Annotated in this window: 15 protein-coding genes and 1 other RNA gene; 8 read left to right on the forward strand and 8 right to left on the reverse strand. The window is 50.4% G+C overall.

Annotated features, from left to right (window positions below):
- Positions 1-148: 148 nt before the first annotated feature.
- The 3 genes from KXD89_RS05435 to smpB all read right to left on the reverse strand — a co-directional run bounded on the left by KXD89_RS05435 (position 149) and on the right by smpB (position 2,653).
- Positions 149-1,390 (reverse strand): integrase, encoded by a 1,242-nt coding sequence (locus KXD89_RS05435; protein ID WP_000101723.1) that lies wholly within the window; start codon positions 1,388-1,390, stop codon positions 149-151.
- A gap of 203 nt (positions 1,391-1,593) precedes the next feature.
- Positions 1,594-1,956: a transfer-messenger RNA gene (gene ssrA, locus KXD89_RS05440) on the reverse strand.
- A gap of 214 nt (positions 1,957-2,170) precedes the next feature.
- Complete coding sequence (gene smpB / locus KXD89_RS05445) at positions 2,171-2,653, reverse strand: SsrA-binding protein SmpB (protein ID WP_000162574.1); 483 nt, start codon at positions 2,651-2,653, stop codon at positions 2,171-2,173.
- A 170-nt stretch (positions 2,654-2,823) separates the two neighbouring features.
- Here smpB and ratA point away from each other — a divergent pair, with 170 nt between their 5' ends.
- Together ratA and KXD89_RS05455 are read left to right on the forward strand one after the other, a co-directional pair.
- Entirely contained in the window at positions 2,824-3,261 is a 438-nt protein-coding gene (gene ratA, locus KXD89_RS05450; protein ID WP_001300750.1) for a type II toxin-antitoxin system toxin RatA, read from the forward strand.
- A complete protein-coding gene (locus tag KXD89_RS05455) occupies positions 3,251-3,541 on the forward strand; it encodes an RnfH family protein (RefSeq protein WP_001117838.1) in 291 nt (96 codons plus the stop codon). The genes ratA and KXD89_RS05455 overlap by 11 nt, the downstream gene beginning before the upstream one ends.
- Positions 3,542-3,602: 61 nt before the next feature.
- Here the strand turns inward: KXD89_RS05455 and bamE are convergent, their stop codons facing one another.
- The 3 genes from bamE to nadK form a co-directional block, all read right to left on the reverse strand.
- The gene (bamE, locus tag KXD89_RS05460; RefSeq protein ID WP_001203437.1) at positions 3,603-3,944 is read right to left on the reverse strand and encodes an outer membrane protein assembly factor BamE; all 342 of its coding nucleotides are present in this window, start codon (positions 3,942-3,944) and stop codon (positions 3,603-3,605) included.
- A 148-nt stretch (positions 3,945-4,092) separates the two neighbouring features.
- A complete protein-coding gene (recN, locus tag KXD89_RS05465; protein ID WP_000880910.1) occupies positions 4,093-5,754 on the reverse strand; it encodes a DNA repair protein RecN in 1,662 nt (553 codons plus the stop codon).
- An 85-nt stretch (positions 5,755-5,839) separates the two neighbouring features.
- Entirely contained in the window at positions 5,840-6,718 is an 879-nt protein-coding gene (gene nadK / locus KXD89_RS05470; RefSeq protein ID WP_001059169.1) for an NAD(+) kinase, read from the reverse strand.
- Between the two features lie 122 nt (positions 6,719-6,840).
- Between nadK and grpE the strand changes: the two genes are divergently transcribed.
- Complete coding sequence (grpE, locus tag KXD89_RS05475) at positions 6,841-7,434, forward strand: nucleotide exchange factor GrpE (RefSeq protein WP_001393454.1); 594 nt, start codon at positions 6,841-6,843, stop codon at positions 7,432-7,434.
- Positions 7,435-7,488: 54 nt separating this feature from the next.
- Here the strand turns inward: grpE and KXD89_RS05480 are convergent, their stop codons facing one another.
- On the reverse strand, positions 7,489-8,775 hold the full coding sequence (locus KXD89_RS05480; RefSeq protein ID WP_010723175.1) for an HlyC/CorC family transporter: 1,287 nt from the start codon (positions 8,773-8,775) through the stop codon (positions 7,489-7,491).
- Positions 8,776-8,795: 20 nt separating this feature from the next.
- Entirely contained in the window at positions 8,796-9,587 is a 792-nt protein-coding gene (locus KXD89_RS05485) for an inner membrane protein YpjD (RefSeq protein WP_001338897.1), read from the reverse strand.
- Positions 9,588-9,753: 166 nt separating this feature from the next.
- On the opposite strand from KXD89_RS05485, the gene ffh reads away from it, so the two are divergent.
- The 5 genes from ffh to rplS all read left to right on the forward strand — a co-directional run bounded on the left by ffh (position 9,754) and on the right by rplS (position 13,366).
- Positions 9,754-11,115 (forward strand): signal recognition particle protein, encoded by a 1,362-nt coding sequence (gene ffh, locus KXD89_RS05490; RefSeq protein WP_000460035.1) that lies wholly within the window; start codon positions 9,754-9,756, stop codon positions 11,113-11,115.
- A 248-nt stretch (positions 11,116-11,363) separates the two neighbouring features.
- Positions 11,364-11,612, forward strand: coding sequence for a 30S ribosomal protein S16 (gene rpsP, locus KXD89_RS05495; RefSeq protein ID WP_000256450.1), 249 nt, complete (start codon positions 11,364-11,366; stop codon positions 11,610-11,612).
- Between the two features lie 18 nt (positions 11,613-11,630).
- The gene (rimM, locus tag KXD89_RS05500) at positions 11,631-12,179 is read left to right on the forward strand and encodes a ribosome maturation factor RimM (protein ID WP_000043335.1); all 549 of its coding nucleotides are present in this window, start codon (positions 11,631-11,633) and stop codon (positions 12,177-12,179) included.
- Positions 12,180-12,209: 30 nt separating this feature from the next.
- Positions 12,210-12,977, forward strand: a complete 768-nt coding sequence (gene trmD, locus KXD89_RS05505; RefSeq protein WP_000264777.1) for a tRNA (guanosine(37)-N1)-methyltransferase TrmD — start codon at positions 12,210-12,212, stop codon at positions 12,975-12,977.
- A 41-nt stretch (positions 12,978-13,018) separates the two neighbouring features.
- Complete coding sequence (gene rplS / locus KXD89_RS05510; RefSeq protein ID WP_000065253.1) at positions 13,019-13,366, forward strand: 50S ribosomal protein L19; 348 nt, start codon at positions 13,019-13,021, stop codon at positions 13,364-13,366.
- Positions 13,367-13,388: the final 22 nt, after the last annotated feature.

Consider the following 13,388-nt stretch of genomic DNA (forward strand, 5'->3'; position numbering starts at 1 on the left):
CAGACTCGATGACTGCGCAGTCATACAGTGAAATTGCCCTAATGTCTTACCTCTGAAAGGGCTAAACGAAAGTAGAGCACTATTCCGCGTAGCTATTTAGTGCGATCTTTTAGAAATATCAGCCCAGAGAGCTGGGCTGATAAATATTTTATCCGACAAGACGAATTTTGCTCAAATGAGTTAAAACGATGCTACCACTATCTGCTGCTTTTACGAGATCAGCCCACCATTGCATCATCGGACGACGTTGCTCAAGATAATCACTGCGGTTATAAGCGCGACGCACCTCATTTTTGTCTACATGAGCAAGCGCTGCTTCAATGACATCAGGTGGAAATCCTTCCTCATTGAGTGCCGTACTGGCGATAGAACGCAAGCCGTGTGAAACAAGTACACCTCCTAAGCCAGCACGCTTGAGTGCTGCATTCACTGTTTGGCTATTCATTGGTTGGTTGGGCTTGATACGGCTAGGAAAGATAAATTCTCGGCCACCACTGAGAGGCTTCATCATTTCCAGAATAGCAAGAGCCCCATCAGATAGTGGAACCGTATGGTCCCGGTTCATCTTCATTCGAGCTGCAGGAATTTTCCATTCGCTAGCATTGAAATCGATCTCATCCCATCGAGCCTCAGCAGCTTCGGCAGGGCGGGTGATGGTTAGAAGTTGCCACATGAACAGGCATCTTGTGGACATGCTGATACTTGCCGTACGCATGGTGTGCATTAGCTGCGGAAGTTGATCCGGCCGGATGCTTGGCATGTTTTTCTTTTGCGGTTTCTCGAAAGCTTTTCCGATATTTACACTAGGAACAGCATCAATCAGGCCTGTGTTCTGCGCATAAATCATGACTTCGTTAATACGCTGACAAAGGCGGCGAACAGTCTCTAATGCACCTCTGGCCTGAACCGGCTGAACTGCTTTAACCAGAGTATGAGCCTTAATCTCAGTGATACTGATATCACCGATTGCCGGGAAAATATCTCTCTCAAGCGAGCGCCAGATATCGTCGGCATAGTCCTCTGTTACGCTGGTTTTCTTCACATTCCACCAACGCTCGGCAACTAACAAGAAGGTATTGGTTTTGGCCTCTTGAGAATTCCTCACCTGTTCTTTCTGATGTTCCTGAGGATCAATGTCTTTCGCCAATAAAACTTTAGATTCGGCTCTGAGTTTACGTGCATCAGAAAGCGAGACGGCAGGATAGGCACCGAAGCTCTGTTTGGTTCGCTGCTTGGTCAAAGGCCGATAGTAACGGAATTGCCAAAGCTTACTGCCACTGGACTTGATTAACAGAGTAAGCCCGTCACCGTCATAAAGCTGGTAATCGGCATCTTTAGGTTTGGCGGCTTTGATTTCCGTATCAGTTAACGGCTTGGTTTTTCTTGCCATGGGGAGTCTCCCTGCGTTTAGGCCCAACGTAAACAATAGAGCTTTTCGTTGGGCCTATCAATGGGCCTAAAAGGTTCGGATTTAATTAGTTCTCTTCGGACTTCGCGGGACAAATTGAGGGCACAAAAAAGCCCGCAGGGCTTGCGCCGTGCGGGCTCTTAGGACTTCATCGGATGACTCTGGTAATCACCGATGGAGAATTTTGGTGGAGCTGGCGGGAGTTGAACCCGCGTCCGAAATTCCTACATCCTCGGTACTACATGCTTAGTCAGTCTTTACATTCGCTTGCCAGCTGCGGACGGACACGCCACTAACAAACTAGCCTGATTAAGTTTTAACGCTTCAACCCCAGGCAGGGCTTCCACGCGATCTCTTTTGGGTTTGACCTCTCTTGATCCCCGTCCTAAGAGCGGAGGCTAGGGAGAGAGGGCTCTAAGCAGGTTATTAAGCTGCTAAAGCGTAGTTTTCGTCGTTTGCGACTATTTTTTGCGGCTTTTTACGAGGCCAACCGCCCCTCGGCATGCACCTTGGGTTTCGCAAATCCCGTCGAATCCAGAATCAGCCCCAATGTGTAAAGGTAAGTATACCAGATTTATGAGCGCCATGACCAGCCTCAATGGCGTTATCGTTAAAGATTTAGCACCCATGTAGCCTGATTTTTATTCGATTAAGCAATGGGATGGCAACATTTGTGTCGGATGTGATAGCCAATAAGATGTTCATTCGCGCCGCCGGAGAGGGAGGCGCGGTGAGGAACTGGTCAATAATTGGAGTGCAGGTTTAACGGTGGGCGTTTTTCATGATACGTGCTTTATCCACCTGCCATTCGCGCTCTTTGATATCTGAACGTTTATCGTGCTGTTTCTTACCTTTGGCGACGCCGATTTTCACTTTGCACCAGGCATTTTTCCAGTACAGGGAGAGCGCCACTACGGTATAGCCTTCTCGATTGACGCGACCGTACAATGAGTCCAGTTCGCGCTGGTTGAGAAGTAACTTGCGGGTACGGGTAGGATCGCACACCACATGCGTGGAGGCCACGGCCATTGGCGTGATGTTAGCGCCAAACAGAAATGCCTCTCCGTCACGCAGAAGGACGTAGCTGTCGCTGATATTGGCTTTTCCTGCGCGCAGGGATTTAACTTCCCAGCCTTGCAGGGCAAGTCCCGCTTCGAACTCTTCTTCGATAAAGTATTCGTGACGGGCGCGCTTGTTAAGCGCGATGGTCGCTGAACCAGGTTTATGTGCTTTTTTCTTCGTCATAAGCGTCGTGAATCATCGGTAATCTGAAATCGAAAACACCCCATATCAATCCTGCGGGGGACAAGGCTCTATCTTAGCATGAACCCGATGTTACCCAGCGCCGGGATAGCGTTTTTTTTACAGCAGGATAAATGATATTATTTGTTGGATTTTTGTTGATGGAAATTGTTATGCCTCAGATTAGCCGGACCGCACTGGTACCCTACAGCGCGGAGCAAATGTATCAGTTAGTGAATGACGTTCAGTCTTATCCTCAGTTTTTGCCGGGTTGTACCGGAAGTCGGATTCTGGAGTCCACTCCTGGGCAGATGACTGCGGCGGTAGATGTCTCTAAGGCTGGGATCAGCAAAACGTTTACTACCCGCAACCAGTTGACCAGTAACCAAAGTATTCTTATGAATCTGGTGGATGGGCCGTTCAAGAAATTGATTGGTGGATGGAAGTTTACGCCGCTGAGCCAGGAGGCGTGTCGTATCGAGTTTCATCTCGACTTTGAGTTTACCAATAAGTTGATTGAACTCGCCTTTGGTCGCGTGTTTAAAGAGCTGGCGGCTAATATGGTCCAGGCTTTTACGGTTCGTGCGAAAGAGGTTTACAGTGCCAGGTAAAATTGCCGTTGAGGTGGCTTATGCGCTACCTGAGAAGCAGTACCTGCAGCGAGTGACGCTGCAGGAGGGCGCGACGGTTGAAGAAGCTATTCGCGCCAGTGGCTTGCTGGAATTGCGTACCGATATCGATTTAACTAAAAACAAAGTCGGCATTTACAGCCGTCCGGCAAAACTAAGCGATAGTGTGCATGATGGCGATCGGGTGGAGATTTATCGCCCTCTCATTGCCGATCCGAAAGAGCTTCGCAGGCAACGAGCAGAAAAATCAGCGAATAAATAACAGACAGAAAAAAGGTGCTCATTGAGCACCTTTTTTAACGTCTTTGAGAGCAACTTTATTATTAGTTACCACTCAGCGCAGGTTTGTTATCAATATTGGTCAACACACCGCTACTGTTAAAGGTCAGCGTCAGCGTTTGCTGAGTTACACCTTCATGACCTGGTTGCTGGCGGAAGACATAGAACCAGGTATTCGTACCAAATGGATCGGACATCAGCGGTGTACCCAATGCGTACGCAACTTGTTGTTGCGTCATGCCAACACGTATTTTGGATACGTCGTTAGCGGTCAGATAGTTCCCCTGGTTGATGTCAGGACGGTAAACCACTCGCTCCAGAGTGGAACAGCCTGCGGTCAACATCAATAGTACTGCTGCTGCAGCAGTCAGCGTTTTACAGCGCATAGTGATTTGATTCCTTTTCGGGCCCGAGCAGTACGTGGCTCATCTGTAATATGCCGATGATAATAGACCTTTCATCACTTTAAAACCTTTTGCTTTCCGGTCTTACGGCGTTTTGCTGTTTACTCTGACCGTGAAGCAGGAAAAAAGTTTACGCTGCAAGCAGTTCTTTCGCATTCGCCAGTGTATTACGTGTGACTTCACTGCCACCAAGCAGGCGCGCCAGCTCTTGTAACCGCGCTTTTTTATTCAGGGATTGCATATGCGTTTCTGTCATCGCACCATCGGTTTCTTTGCTGACAAAATAGTGTTGATGACCACATCCCGCGACTTGTGGCAGGTGGGTAACACACATCACCTGAGTTGATTCGCCGAGTTGACGCAGCAGTTTGCCGACAACTGCCGCTGTTGGACCGCTAATCCCTACATCCACTTCATCAAAAATCAGTGCCGGGGTTTCCATTTTACGCGCCGTGATGACCTGGATTGCCAGTGCGATGCGGGACAATTCACCACCGGATGCGACTTTGGCAATAGGCTGCATTGGCTGACCTGGGTTGGTGGTTACCCGAAACTCAATACGATCGGCACCGTCAGCGCCCAGGTGATGCTCGTCAAATTTAACATCGATCGTAAACTGCCCATGCGGCATTGAGAGCGCATGCATACTGTCGGTGATCAGCTGTGCAAGTTCTTCTGCATATTGCTGGCGTTGTTGGTGTAATGCGCGCGCGATTTCCAGTGCCTGCTGATGATGTTTCGTTACCGCCAGCGCAAGCGTTTCTTGTGAGTCGGCCTGATCGTCCAGTTGCTGCTGTTCTTCCAGTAGCGACTGGTAATACTGTGGCAATGCCTCAGGGCTGACGTGATGTTTACGTGCCAGCGAAATCTGTTTTGAGATGCGCTGTTCAAGTTCAAATAGTCGGTTGGGATCGAGATCCAGACGATCGCAGTAGTGGCGCAGTTCATCGCTGGCTTCAGCAATCTGGATGGTAGCTTCTTCCAGCATATCAAGTACGCCGGACAGTTTGCTGTCCATGCCAATCAATTCGCTCACCAGTTGTTTAGCCGTGTAAAGCTGACTTTGCAGGTTTGCGTCTTCACCGTCGGCCATTAATGCCAATGCATTCTGGCTGGTGGTCAGCAATTGACCGCTGTTCGCCAGACGTTTGTACTCTTCGTCGATTTGTTCAAACTCTCCGGGCTGCGGATTAAATTCGTTAAGTTCTTTTAATTGGTATTGCAGCAGTTCCGCACGGGCGGCGCGTTCCTGACTTAACTGTTGATGATGCGCGAGGTCACGGCAGCTTTGATGCCACAACTGATAACGTGCGGTCATTTCCTGCAGTAGAGAGGTTTCATTGGCATAGCCATCAAGCAGGAATTTTTGGTGCTCAGGTTTGGTGAGTAATTGATGAGCGTGCTGACCATGGATCTGAATCAGCAACTGACCCAGTTCGCGCAGTTGTGACAGAGGAACAGCTGTACCGTTGATGAAACCACGGGAGCGACCATCGCTGCTGATCACGCGACGAAGCAAACATTCATGCCCGTCTTCAAGCTGGTTTTCTTCCAGCCAGCGCAGAGCCGCTGGCGTATCTTTCAGAGAAAAACGGGCGCACAGGTCAGCGCGAGCAGCGCCGGTACGCACCATGTCGGCTTCAGCGCGACCACCGAGACAAAGACCGAGGGCATCTATTGCAATAGATTTACCCGCGCCGGTCTCGCCAGTTATTACGGTCATGCCGCTATGAAAATCAATCTCAAGCTCACGAACGATAGCAAAGTTGCTGATGGTCAGTTGTGCCAACATAGTCGTTTTCCTGTATGAAAAACCATTACTGTTATTGTGTACAGTATAAACTGGTTTTATATACAGTAAAGAGGCTGGCGTAAAATTAGAATAATTTTTTTGACCAGCCGAGCTTGGTGCTTAATGTGTTGAAATAACTGTAATCTTTCGGATGAATCAGATTCAGATGGTAATCACAGCGACGAATCAGGACATCTTCACCTTCCTGAATCGGCAGTGCTATCTGGCTGTCGCAACTGATTTCCAGGTCGTTACGGCGATGCGAAAAACGCAGACGGATCGTGCTGCTGCTGTTTATGACCAGTGGTCGTGCTGACAACGTATGCGGGAACATGGGCACCAGGGTAATCGCATCCAGAGAGGGGGTCAGAATAGGACCGCCTGCAGAGAGGGAATAGGCGGTGGAGCCTGTTGGCGTCGAAATAATTAGTCCATCAGATCGCTGAGAAAACGCAAAGATCTCGTCGATATACACTTCGAACTCAATCATATGCGCCACTTTGCCTGGATGAAGCACCACTTCATTTATCGCGGTGCTGATGCGTTTCTGGCAATCTTGCTGACAGACTTGCGCTTCCAGCAAAAAACGTTTCTCGCTGATGTAGTGGCCTTCCAGCACATCGGCTAACTGTTGCTGGGCGTTATCGGGGTCAAGGTCAGTCAGGAAACCCAGGTTGCCACGGTTGATTCCAATAACTTTAATATCGTAACGGGCGAGTGTGCGTGCCGCGCCCAGCATATTACCGTCGCCACCAACGACTACCGCGAGATCAGCTAGTTGCCCAATCTCCGCGAGCGTGCCAGTTTTCACATTCTTCAGTTGCAGTTCGTGAGCGATTTGTTGCTCAACGATGACCTCGTAACCTTTTGTGCACAGCCAGCGGTAGAGCATTTCATGTGTTGTCAGTGCAGTGGGGTGCCGTGGGTGTCCCACAATGCCAATACACTTGAAATGATTATTCATTTTTCCGAGGTCCTTGTTGCGAAGATTGATGACAATGTGAGTGCTTCCCTTGAAACCCTGAAACTGATCCCCATAATAAGCGAAGTTAGCGAGATGAATGCGAAAAAAACGCGGAGAAATTCATGAGTAGTAAAGAACAGAAAACGCCTGAGGGGCAAGCCCCGGAAGAAATTATCATGGATCAGCACGAAGAGATTGAGGCAGTTGAGCCAGAAGCTTCTGCTGAGCAGGTGGATCCGCGCGATGAAAAAGTTGCGAATCTCGAAGCTCAGCTGGCTGAAGCCCAGACCCGTGAACGTGACGGCATTTTGCGTGTAAAAGCCGAAATGGAAAACCTGCGTCGTCGTACTGAACTGGATATTGAAAAAGCCCACAAATTCGCGCTGGAGAAATTCATCAACGAATTGCTGCCGGTGATTGATAGCCTGGATCGTGCGCTGGAAGTGGCTGATAAAGCTAACCCGGATATGTCTGCGATGGTTGAAGGCATTGAGCTGACGCTGAAGTCGATGCTGGATGTTGTGCGTAAGTTTGGCGTTGAAGTGATCGCCGAAACTAACGTCCCACTGGACCCGAATGTGCATCAGGCCATCGCAATGGTGGAATCTGATGACGTTGCGCCAGGTAACGTACTGGGCATTATGCAGAAGGGTTATACGCTGAATGGTCGTACGATTCGTGCGGCGATGGTTACTGTAGCGAAAGCAAAAGCTTAATTTCTGCTTTCGTAATAATTCACGGCCCTGCATGCGAATGCCGGGCCGTTTTCGTTACTCCGCCACACTCTCGCGCAGCGGTTTCACAGGAAAAACTTTTACCTGCTTAATCATATTGTCCTGTACGTCGAGAATATCGATATCGTACTCGCCAATACGCACGCGGGTGCCTGCGACAGGGATCTCTTCCAGTGCCTCAAGAATGACGCCATTAACCGTGCGGGCATCATCTTCCGGTAGATGCCAGTTAAAGGCTTTGTTGATTTCCCGCACGTTGGCGGTGCCATCGATAATCACCGAACCGTCGTTTTGCGGCGTGACCTCTTCGGCAAGTGTTGGCGACATCGACGTAGTGAAATCGCCGACAATCTCTTCCAGAATATCTTCAACCGTCACCAGCCCCTGAATGTCTCCATACTCGTTGACGACCAGGCCGACTTTCTTTTTGTTGCGCTGAAACTTTACCAACTGCGTGCTGAGCGGCGTACCTTCCGGCACAAAATAGATCTCGTCCGCGGCGCGCAGCATGGTTTCTTTGGTGAACTCTTTTTTCTCCGACATCAACCGCCAGGCTTCACGTACTCGCAGCATACTGATGGCGTCGTCCAGCGAATCACGGTAGAGCACGATGCGCCCGTGAGGTGAGTGGGAGAGTTGGCGCAGAATCGATTTCCAGTCATCGTTGATATCAATACCGATAATTTCACTGCGCGGCACCATGATGTCATCAACGGTCATTTTTTCCAGATCGAGCACCGACAGCAGCATATCCTGATTGCGACGGGAAATTTGTGAGCGTGATTCGTGCACGATAGTGCGCAACTCTTCTTTGCTCAAAGAGCCGCTAACCACGATATCGGTTTTGATACCCATCATGCGCATCAGCATACGGGTGATAGCATTCAGCAACCAGACCAGCGGCATCATCAAAATTTGCAGCGGAGCCAGCAGAAAACTACTCGGATAAGCGACTTTTTCCGGGTACAGCGCGGCAATGGTTTTCGGCAATACCTCAGCAAATACCAGTACGACAAAAGTCAGCACACCAGTCGCAATTGCCACGCCCGCATCGCCGTACAAACGCATCCCAACAATAGTGCCGAGCGCGGAGGCAAGAATATTGACCAGGTTATTGCCGATTAACACCAGGCTTATCAGGCGGTCTGGCTTACGCAGCAATTTTTCGACGCGTTTGGCCGAGCGATTACCCTGTTTCGCCATATGTCGCAGACGATAGCGGTTGAGGGTCATCATTCCGGTTTCGGACCCGGAAAAATAGGCTGAAATGACCACCATGATGATCAGAATAATGATCAACGTAGTAGTAGAAATGTGTTCCAGGGGAAACTCCTTTTCTGGGTTTAGCTGATTAACTGCTGGACAATTCGGCTGCCGAAGTAGGCCAGTGTCAGAATTACCGCGCCCGCAACGTTAAACCAGACGACGCGGCGTCCACGCCATCCTTCATGATAATGTCCCCACAGCAGCACAATATAGACAAACCACGCCACGATAGAGAGCACAGCCTTGTCGATATTTTCCATGCTAAATAAGTTGTGCATGTAGAACAGGCCAGTGCAAAGCGTGAGCGTTAGCAGCACCACGCCAATCTGCGTGATGTGGAACATTTTACGCTCGATACTCATCAATGGCGGCATTTCCTGGTTAAACGCCAGCTTCTTGTTCTTCAGTTGGTAATCAATCCACGCCAGTTGCAGCGCGTACAGGGCGGCGATAATTAGCGTGGCATAGGAAAAGAGCGATAAGCCAATGTGCACCAGCATCCCAGGCGTAGCTTCCAGATGGGTGATGTATTCATTGGGCATGAAGGTTGCCAGCGCCAGGTTGATAAGCGCAAAGGCATAGACAATGGGTAGCAGCAGCCAGCCACGATTGCGAGAAGCCACAATGGTCATTACCGTACAGATCATCAAACTGACCAATGAACCAACGTTCAGCAGGCTGAGGTTTTGTCCGCTATCACCGTCGGGCAGGATGCGGGCTTCCAGAGCGATTGCGTGGCAGACCAGCGCAATGACCGCAGAAATAATAGCCATGCGCCGCCAGCCGCCGTTTTTTTGCAGCAGACCGGGAACAATCAGCGCAAGACTGACGGAGTAGGCGACAAGCGCGAGCAGAGCAAAAACGGGCATAGTGATGTCGACAGTTTGAGCAATAAGAAAGAGAAGCAGTATAGCGTCAGGTGAACGCTGCTCCAACCGTTGCATAACAACAAAGACGCCTTCATGTTATACTGCGGCAAAATACTGATGATGTGTCGCGATTGCGGCCAACCGTTTCCACCCCAGGCGAGAGACAATGTTTGATAATTTAACCGATCGTTTGTCGCGCACGCTGCGCAATATCAGTGGCCGTGGACGCCTCACTGAAGACAACGTAAAAGATACGCTGCGCGAAGTGCGCATGGCGCTGCTGGAGGCGGACGTAGCTCTGCCGGTAGTGCGTGAGTTTATCAATCGCGTAAAAGAGAAAGCGGTTGGTCATGAAGTTAATAAGAGCCTGACGCCGGGGCAGGAGTTCGTCAAAATAGTCCGTAACGAACTGGTTGCGGCGATGGGCGAAGAGAACCAGACCCTGAACCTGGCTGCGCAACCGCCTGCGGTCGTACTGATGGCGGGCCTGCAAGGTGCCGGTAAAACAACCAGCGTTGGTAAACTCGGTAAGTTCCTGCGCGAGAAGCACAAGAAGAAAGTGCTGGTGGTTTCTGCCGACGTTTATCGCCCGGCGGCAATCAAACAGCTTGAGACGCTGGCAGAGCAGGTGGGCGTTGATTTCTTCCCTTCTGATGTTGGTCAGAAGCCGGTAGATATCGTTAACGCGGCGCTGAAAGAAGCCAAACTGAAATTCTACGACGTGCTGCTGGTGGATACCGCTGGTCGTCTGCACGTTGACGAAGCGATGATGGACGAGATCAAACAAGTCCATGCGTCGATTAACCCGGTTGAAACCCTGTTTGTGGTTGACGCCATGACCGGTCAGGATGCGGCCAATACGGCAAAAGCATTCAATGAAGCGTTACCGCTTACCGGCGTAGTGTTGACCAAAGTGGACGGCGATGCCCGCGGCGGTGCGGCGCTCTCTATTCGTCACATCACTGGCAAACCGATCAAGTTCCTCGGTGTTGGCGAGAAAACTGAGGCGCTGGAGCCGTTCCATCCGGACCGCATCGCGTCGCGTATTCTCGGCATGGGCGACGTACTGTCGCTGATCGAAGATATCGAAAGCAAAGTTGACCGCGCGCAGGCAGAGAAATTAGCCAGCAAGCTGAAAAAAGGTGACGGCTTCGATCTCAACGACTTTCTTGAGCAGCTGCGCCAGATGAAAAATATGGGCGGCATGGCTAGTCTGATGGGCAAGCTGCCGGGCATGGGGCAGATCCCGGATAACGTCAAGTCACAGATGGACGATAAAGTGCTGGTGCGTATGGAAGCCATCATCAACTCGATGACGATGAAAGAGCGCGCTAAGCCAGAAATCATCAAAGGTTCGCGTAAACGCCGTATTGCTGCCGGTTGCGGTATGCAGGTGCAGGACGTTAACCGTCTTCTGAAACAGTTCGACGACATGCAGCGCATGATGAAGAAAATGAAGAAGGGCGGAATGGCGAAGATGATGAGAAGCATGAAGGGTATGATGCCCCCAGGCTTCCCTGGTCGCTAATCGGCCTGGCTTGTTTGCCATTTTGGCACCGGGATGTGCTCGTCATCCTCACGTACTGCGTGTACGCTCCGGTGACTGCGCGCACTCCGGCACCAAACTGGCTGCACCGCCGACGGCCTTTTACAGCAGAGTTAGCAACTGTTGATTGCAATTCCCGCAAAAATGAGTAAAATTTTCGGGCTTTTAATATGACACCGGACTCCGTTCCTCGATGGGGTCCGGTTGTTTTATTCACACAAGAGGATGTTATGGTAACTATTCGTTTAGCACGTCACGGCGCTAAAAAGCGTCCGTTCTACCAGGTTGTTGTCGCTGACAGCCGTAATGCACGCAACGGTCGCTTCATCGAGCGCGTTGGTTTCTTCAACCCAATCGCTAGCGAAAAAGAAGAAGGCACTCGCCTGGATCTGGATCGCATCGCTCACTGGGTTGGCCAGGGCGCAACTATTTCTGATCGCGTTGCTGCGCTGATCAAAGAAGTAAACAAAGCAGCTTAATCTGTCACGGTGGTCATGATGAGCAAACAACTCACCGCGCAAGCACCTGTTGATCCCATCGTTTTGGGAAAAATGGGTTCGTCTTACGGTATTCGTGGGTGGCTCAGAGTGTTTTCTTCCACCGAAGACGCCGAAAGCATTTTTGACTATCAGCCCTGGTTTATCCAGAAGGCGGGTCAGTGGCAGCAAGTCCAGCTGGAAAGCTGGAAGCACCACAATCAGGACATGATCATCAAGCTGAAAGGCGTTGACGATCGTGATGCGGCGAACCTGCTGACGAATTGTGAAATTGTCGTGGATTCATCGCAGCTGCCTCAGCTTGAAGAGGGGGACTACTACTGGAAAGACCTGATGGGCTGCCAGGTAGTAACCACTGAAGGCTACGATCTCGGTAAAGTCGTCGATATGATGGAAACCGGATCTAATGACGTTCTCGTCATTAAGGCAAACCTGAAAGATGCGTTTGGTATCAAGGAACGTCTCGTACCGTTCCTCGATGGGCAGGTTATCAAGAAAGTCGATCTCACTACTCGTTCAATCGAAGTAGATTGGGATCCTGGTTTTTAAACCACCGGATAAACGGTAAAAGACGGCGCTATGTGGATTGGCATAATTAGCCTGTTTCCTGAAATGTTCCGCGCAATTACCGATTACGGGGTAACTGGCCGGGCAGTTAAAAATGGCCTGCTGAGCATCCAGAGCTGGAGTCCTCGCGACTTCACGCATGACCGGCACCGTACCGTGGACGATCGTCCTTACGGCGGCGGACCGGGGATGTTAATGATGGTGCAACCCTTGCGGGACGCCATTCATGCAGCAAAAGCCGCGGCGGGTGAAGGCGCAAAGGTGATTTATCTGTCACCACAGGGACGCAAGCTTGATCAAGCGGGCGTCAGCGAACTGGCAACGAATCAAAAATTGATTCTGGTGTGCGGTCGCTACGAAGGTATAGATGAGCGCGTGATCCAAACCGAAATTGACGAAGAATGGTCAATCGGCGATTACGTTCTCAGTGGTGGTGAGTTACCAGCAATGACGCTGATTGACTCCGTTTCCCGGTTTATTCCGGGAGTACTGGGACATGAAGCCTCGGCAACGGAAGATTCCTTTGCTGAAGGATTGCTGGATTGCCCGCACTATACGCGGCCTGAGGTGTTAGAAGGGATGGAAGTTCCGCCAGTGTTACTGTCGGGCAACCATGCCGAGATACGTCGCTGGCGTTTGAAACAGTCGCTGGGCCGTACCTGGCTTAGAAGACCTGAACTTCTGGAAAACCTGGCTCTGACTGAAGAGCAAGCAAGGTTGCTGGCGGAGTTCAAAACGGAACACGCACAACAGCAACATAAACATGATGGGATGGCGTAAGCCCCCGAGATATCAGTTTACCCAGGATAAGAGATTAAATTATGAGCAACATTATTAAGCAACTTGAACAAGAGCAGATGAAGCAGGACGTACCTTCCTTCCGTCCGGGTGATACCGTGGAAGTGAAAGTATGGGTTGTTGAAGGTTCCAAAAAACGTCTGCAGGCATTCGAGGGCGTGGTTATCGCTATTCGTAACCGCGGTCTGCACTCTGCATTCACTGTTCGTAAAATTTCCAACGGCGAAGGCGTTGAGCGTGTCTTCCAGACTCACTCTCCGGTAGTTGACAGCATTTCTGTCAAACGTCGTGGTGCTGTTCGTAAAGCTAAACTGTACTACCTGCGTGAGCGTACTGGTAAGGCTGCTCGTATCAAAGAGCGTCTTAACTAAGATTTCGCTTAAGCGACATCCT

Origin of the sequence: Escherichia sp. TC-EC600-tetX4, from assembly GCF_019356055.1 — a bacterium.
Lineage (GTDB): Bacteria > Pseudomonadota > Gammaproteobacteria > Enterobacterales > Enterobacteriaceae.

Coding starts and splice junctions, on each gene's coding strand:
- rpsP (WP_000256450.1), top strand. CDS start 11,364: ATGGTAACTATTCGTTTAGCACGTCACGGCGCTAAAAAGCGTCCGTTC.
- recN (WP_000880910.1), bottom strand. CDS start 5,754: ATGTTGGCACAACTGACCATCAGCAACTTTGCTATCGTTCGTGAGCTT.
- KXD89_RS05435 (WP_000101723.1), bottom strand. CDS start 1,390: ATGGCAAGAAAAACCAAGCCGTTAACTGATACGGAAATCAAAGCCGCC.
- smpB (WP_000162574.1), bottom strand. CDS start 2,653: ATGACGAAGAAAAAAGCACATAAACCTGGTTCAGCGACCATCGCGCTT.
- bamE (WP_001203437.1), bottom strand. CDS start 3,944: ATGCGCTGTAAAACGCTGACTGCTGCAGCAGCAGTACTATTGATGTTG.
- rplS (WP_000065253.1), top strand. CDS start 13,019: ATGAGCAACATTATTAAGCAACTTGAACAAGAGCAGATGAAGCAGGAC.
- trmD (WP_000264777.1), top strand. CDS start 12,210: ATGTGGATTGGCATAATTAGCCTGTTTCCTGAAATGTTCCGCGCAATT.
- KXD89_RS05485 (WP_001338897.1), bottom strand. CDS start 9,587: ATGCCCGTTTTTGCTCTGCTCGCGCTTGTCGCCTACTCCGTCAGTCTT.
- nadK (WP_001059169.1), bottom strand. CDS start 6,718: ATGAATAATCATTTCAAGTGTATTGGCATTGTGGGACACCCACGGCAC.
- rimM (WP_000043335.1), top strand. CDS start 11,631: ATGAGCAAACAACTCACCGCGCAAGCACCTGTTGATCCCATCGTTTTG.
- ratA (WP_001300750.1), top strand. CDS start 2,824: ATGCCTCAGATTAGCCGGACCGCACTGGTACCCTACAGCGCGGAGCAA.
- grpE (WP_001393454.1), top strand. CDS start 6,841: ATGAGTAGTAAAGAACAGAAAACGCCTGAGGGGCAAGCCCCGGAAGAA.
- ffh (WP_000460035.1), top strand. CDS start 9,754: ATGTTTGATAATTTAACCGATCGTTTGTCGCGCACGCTGCGCAATATC.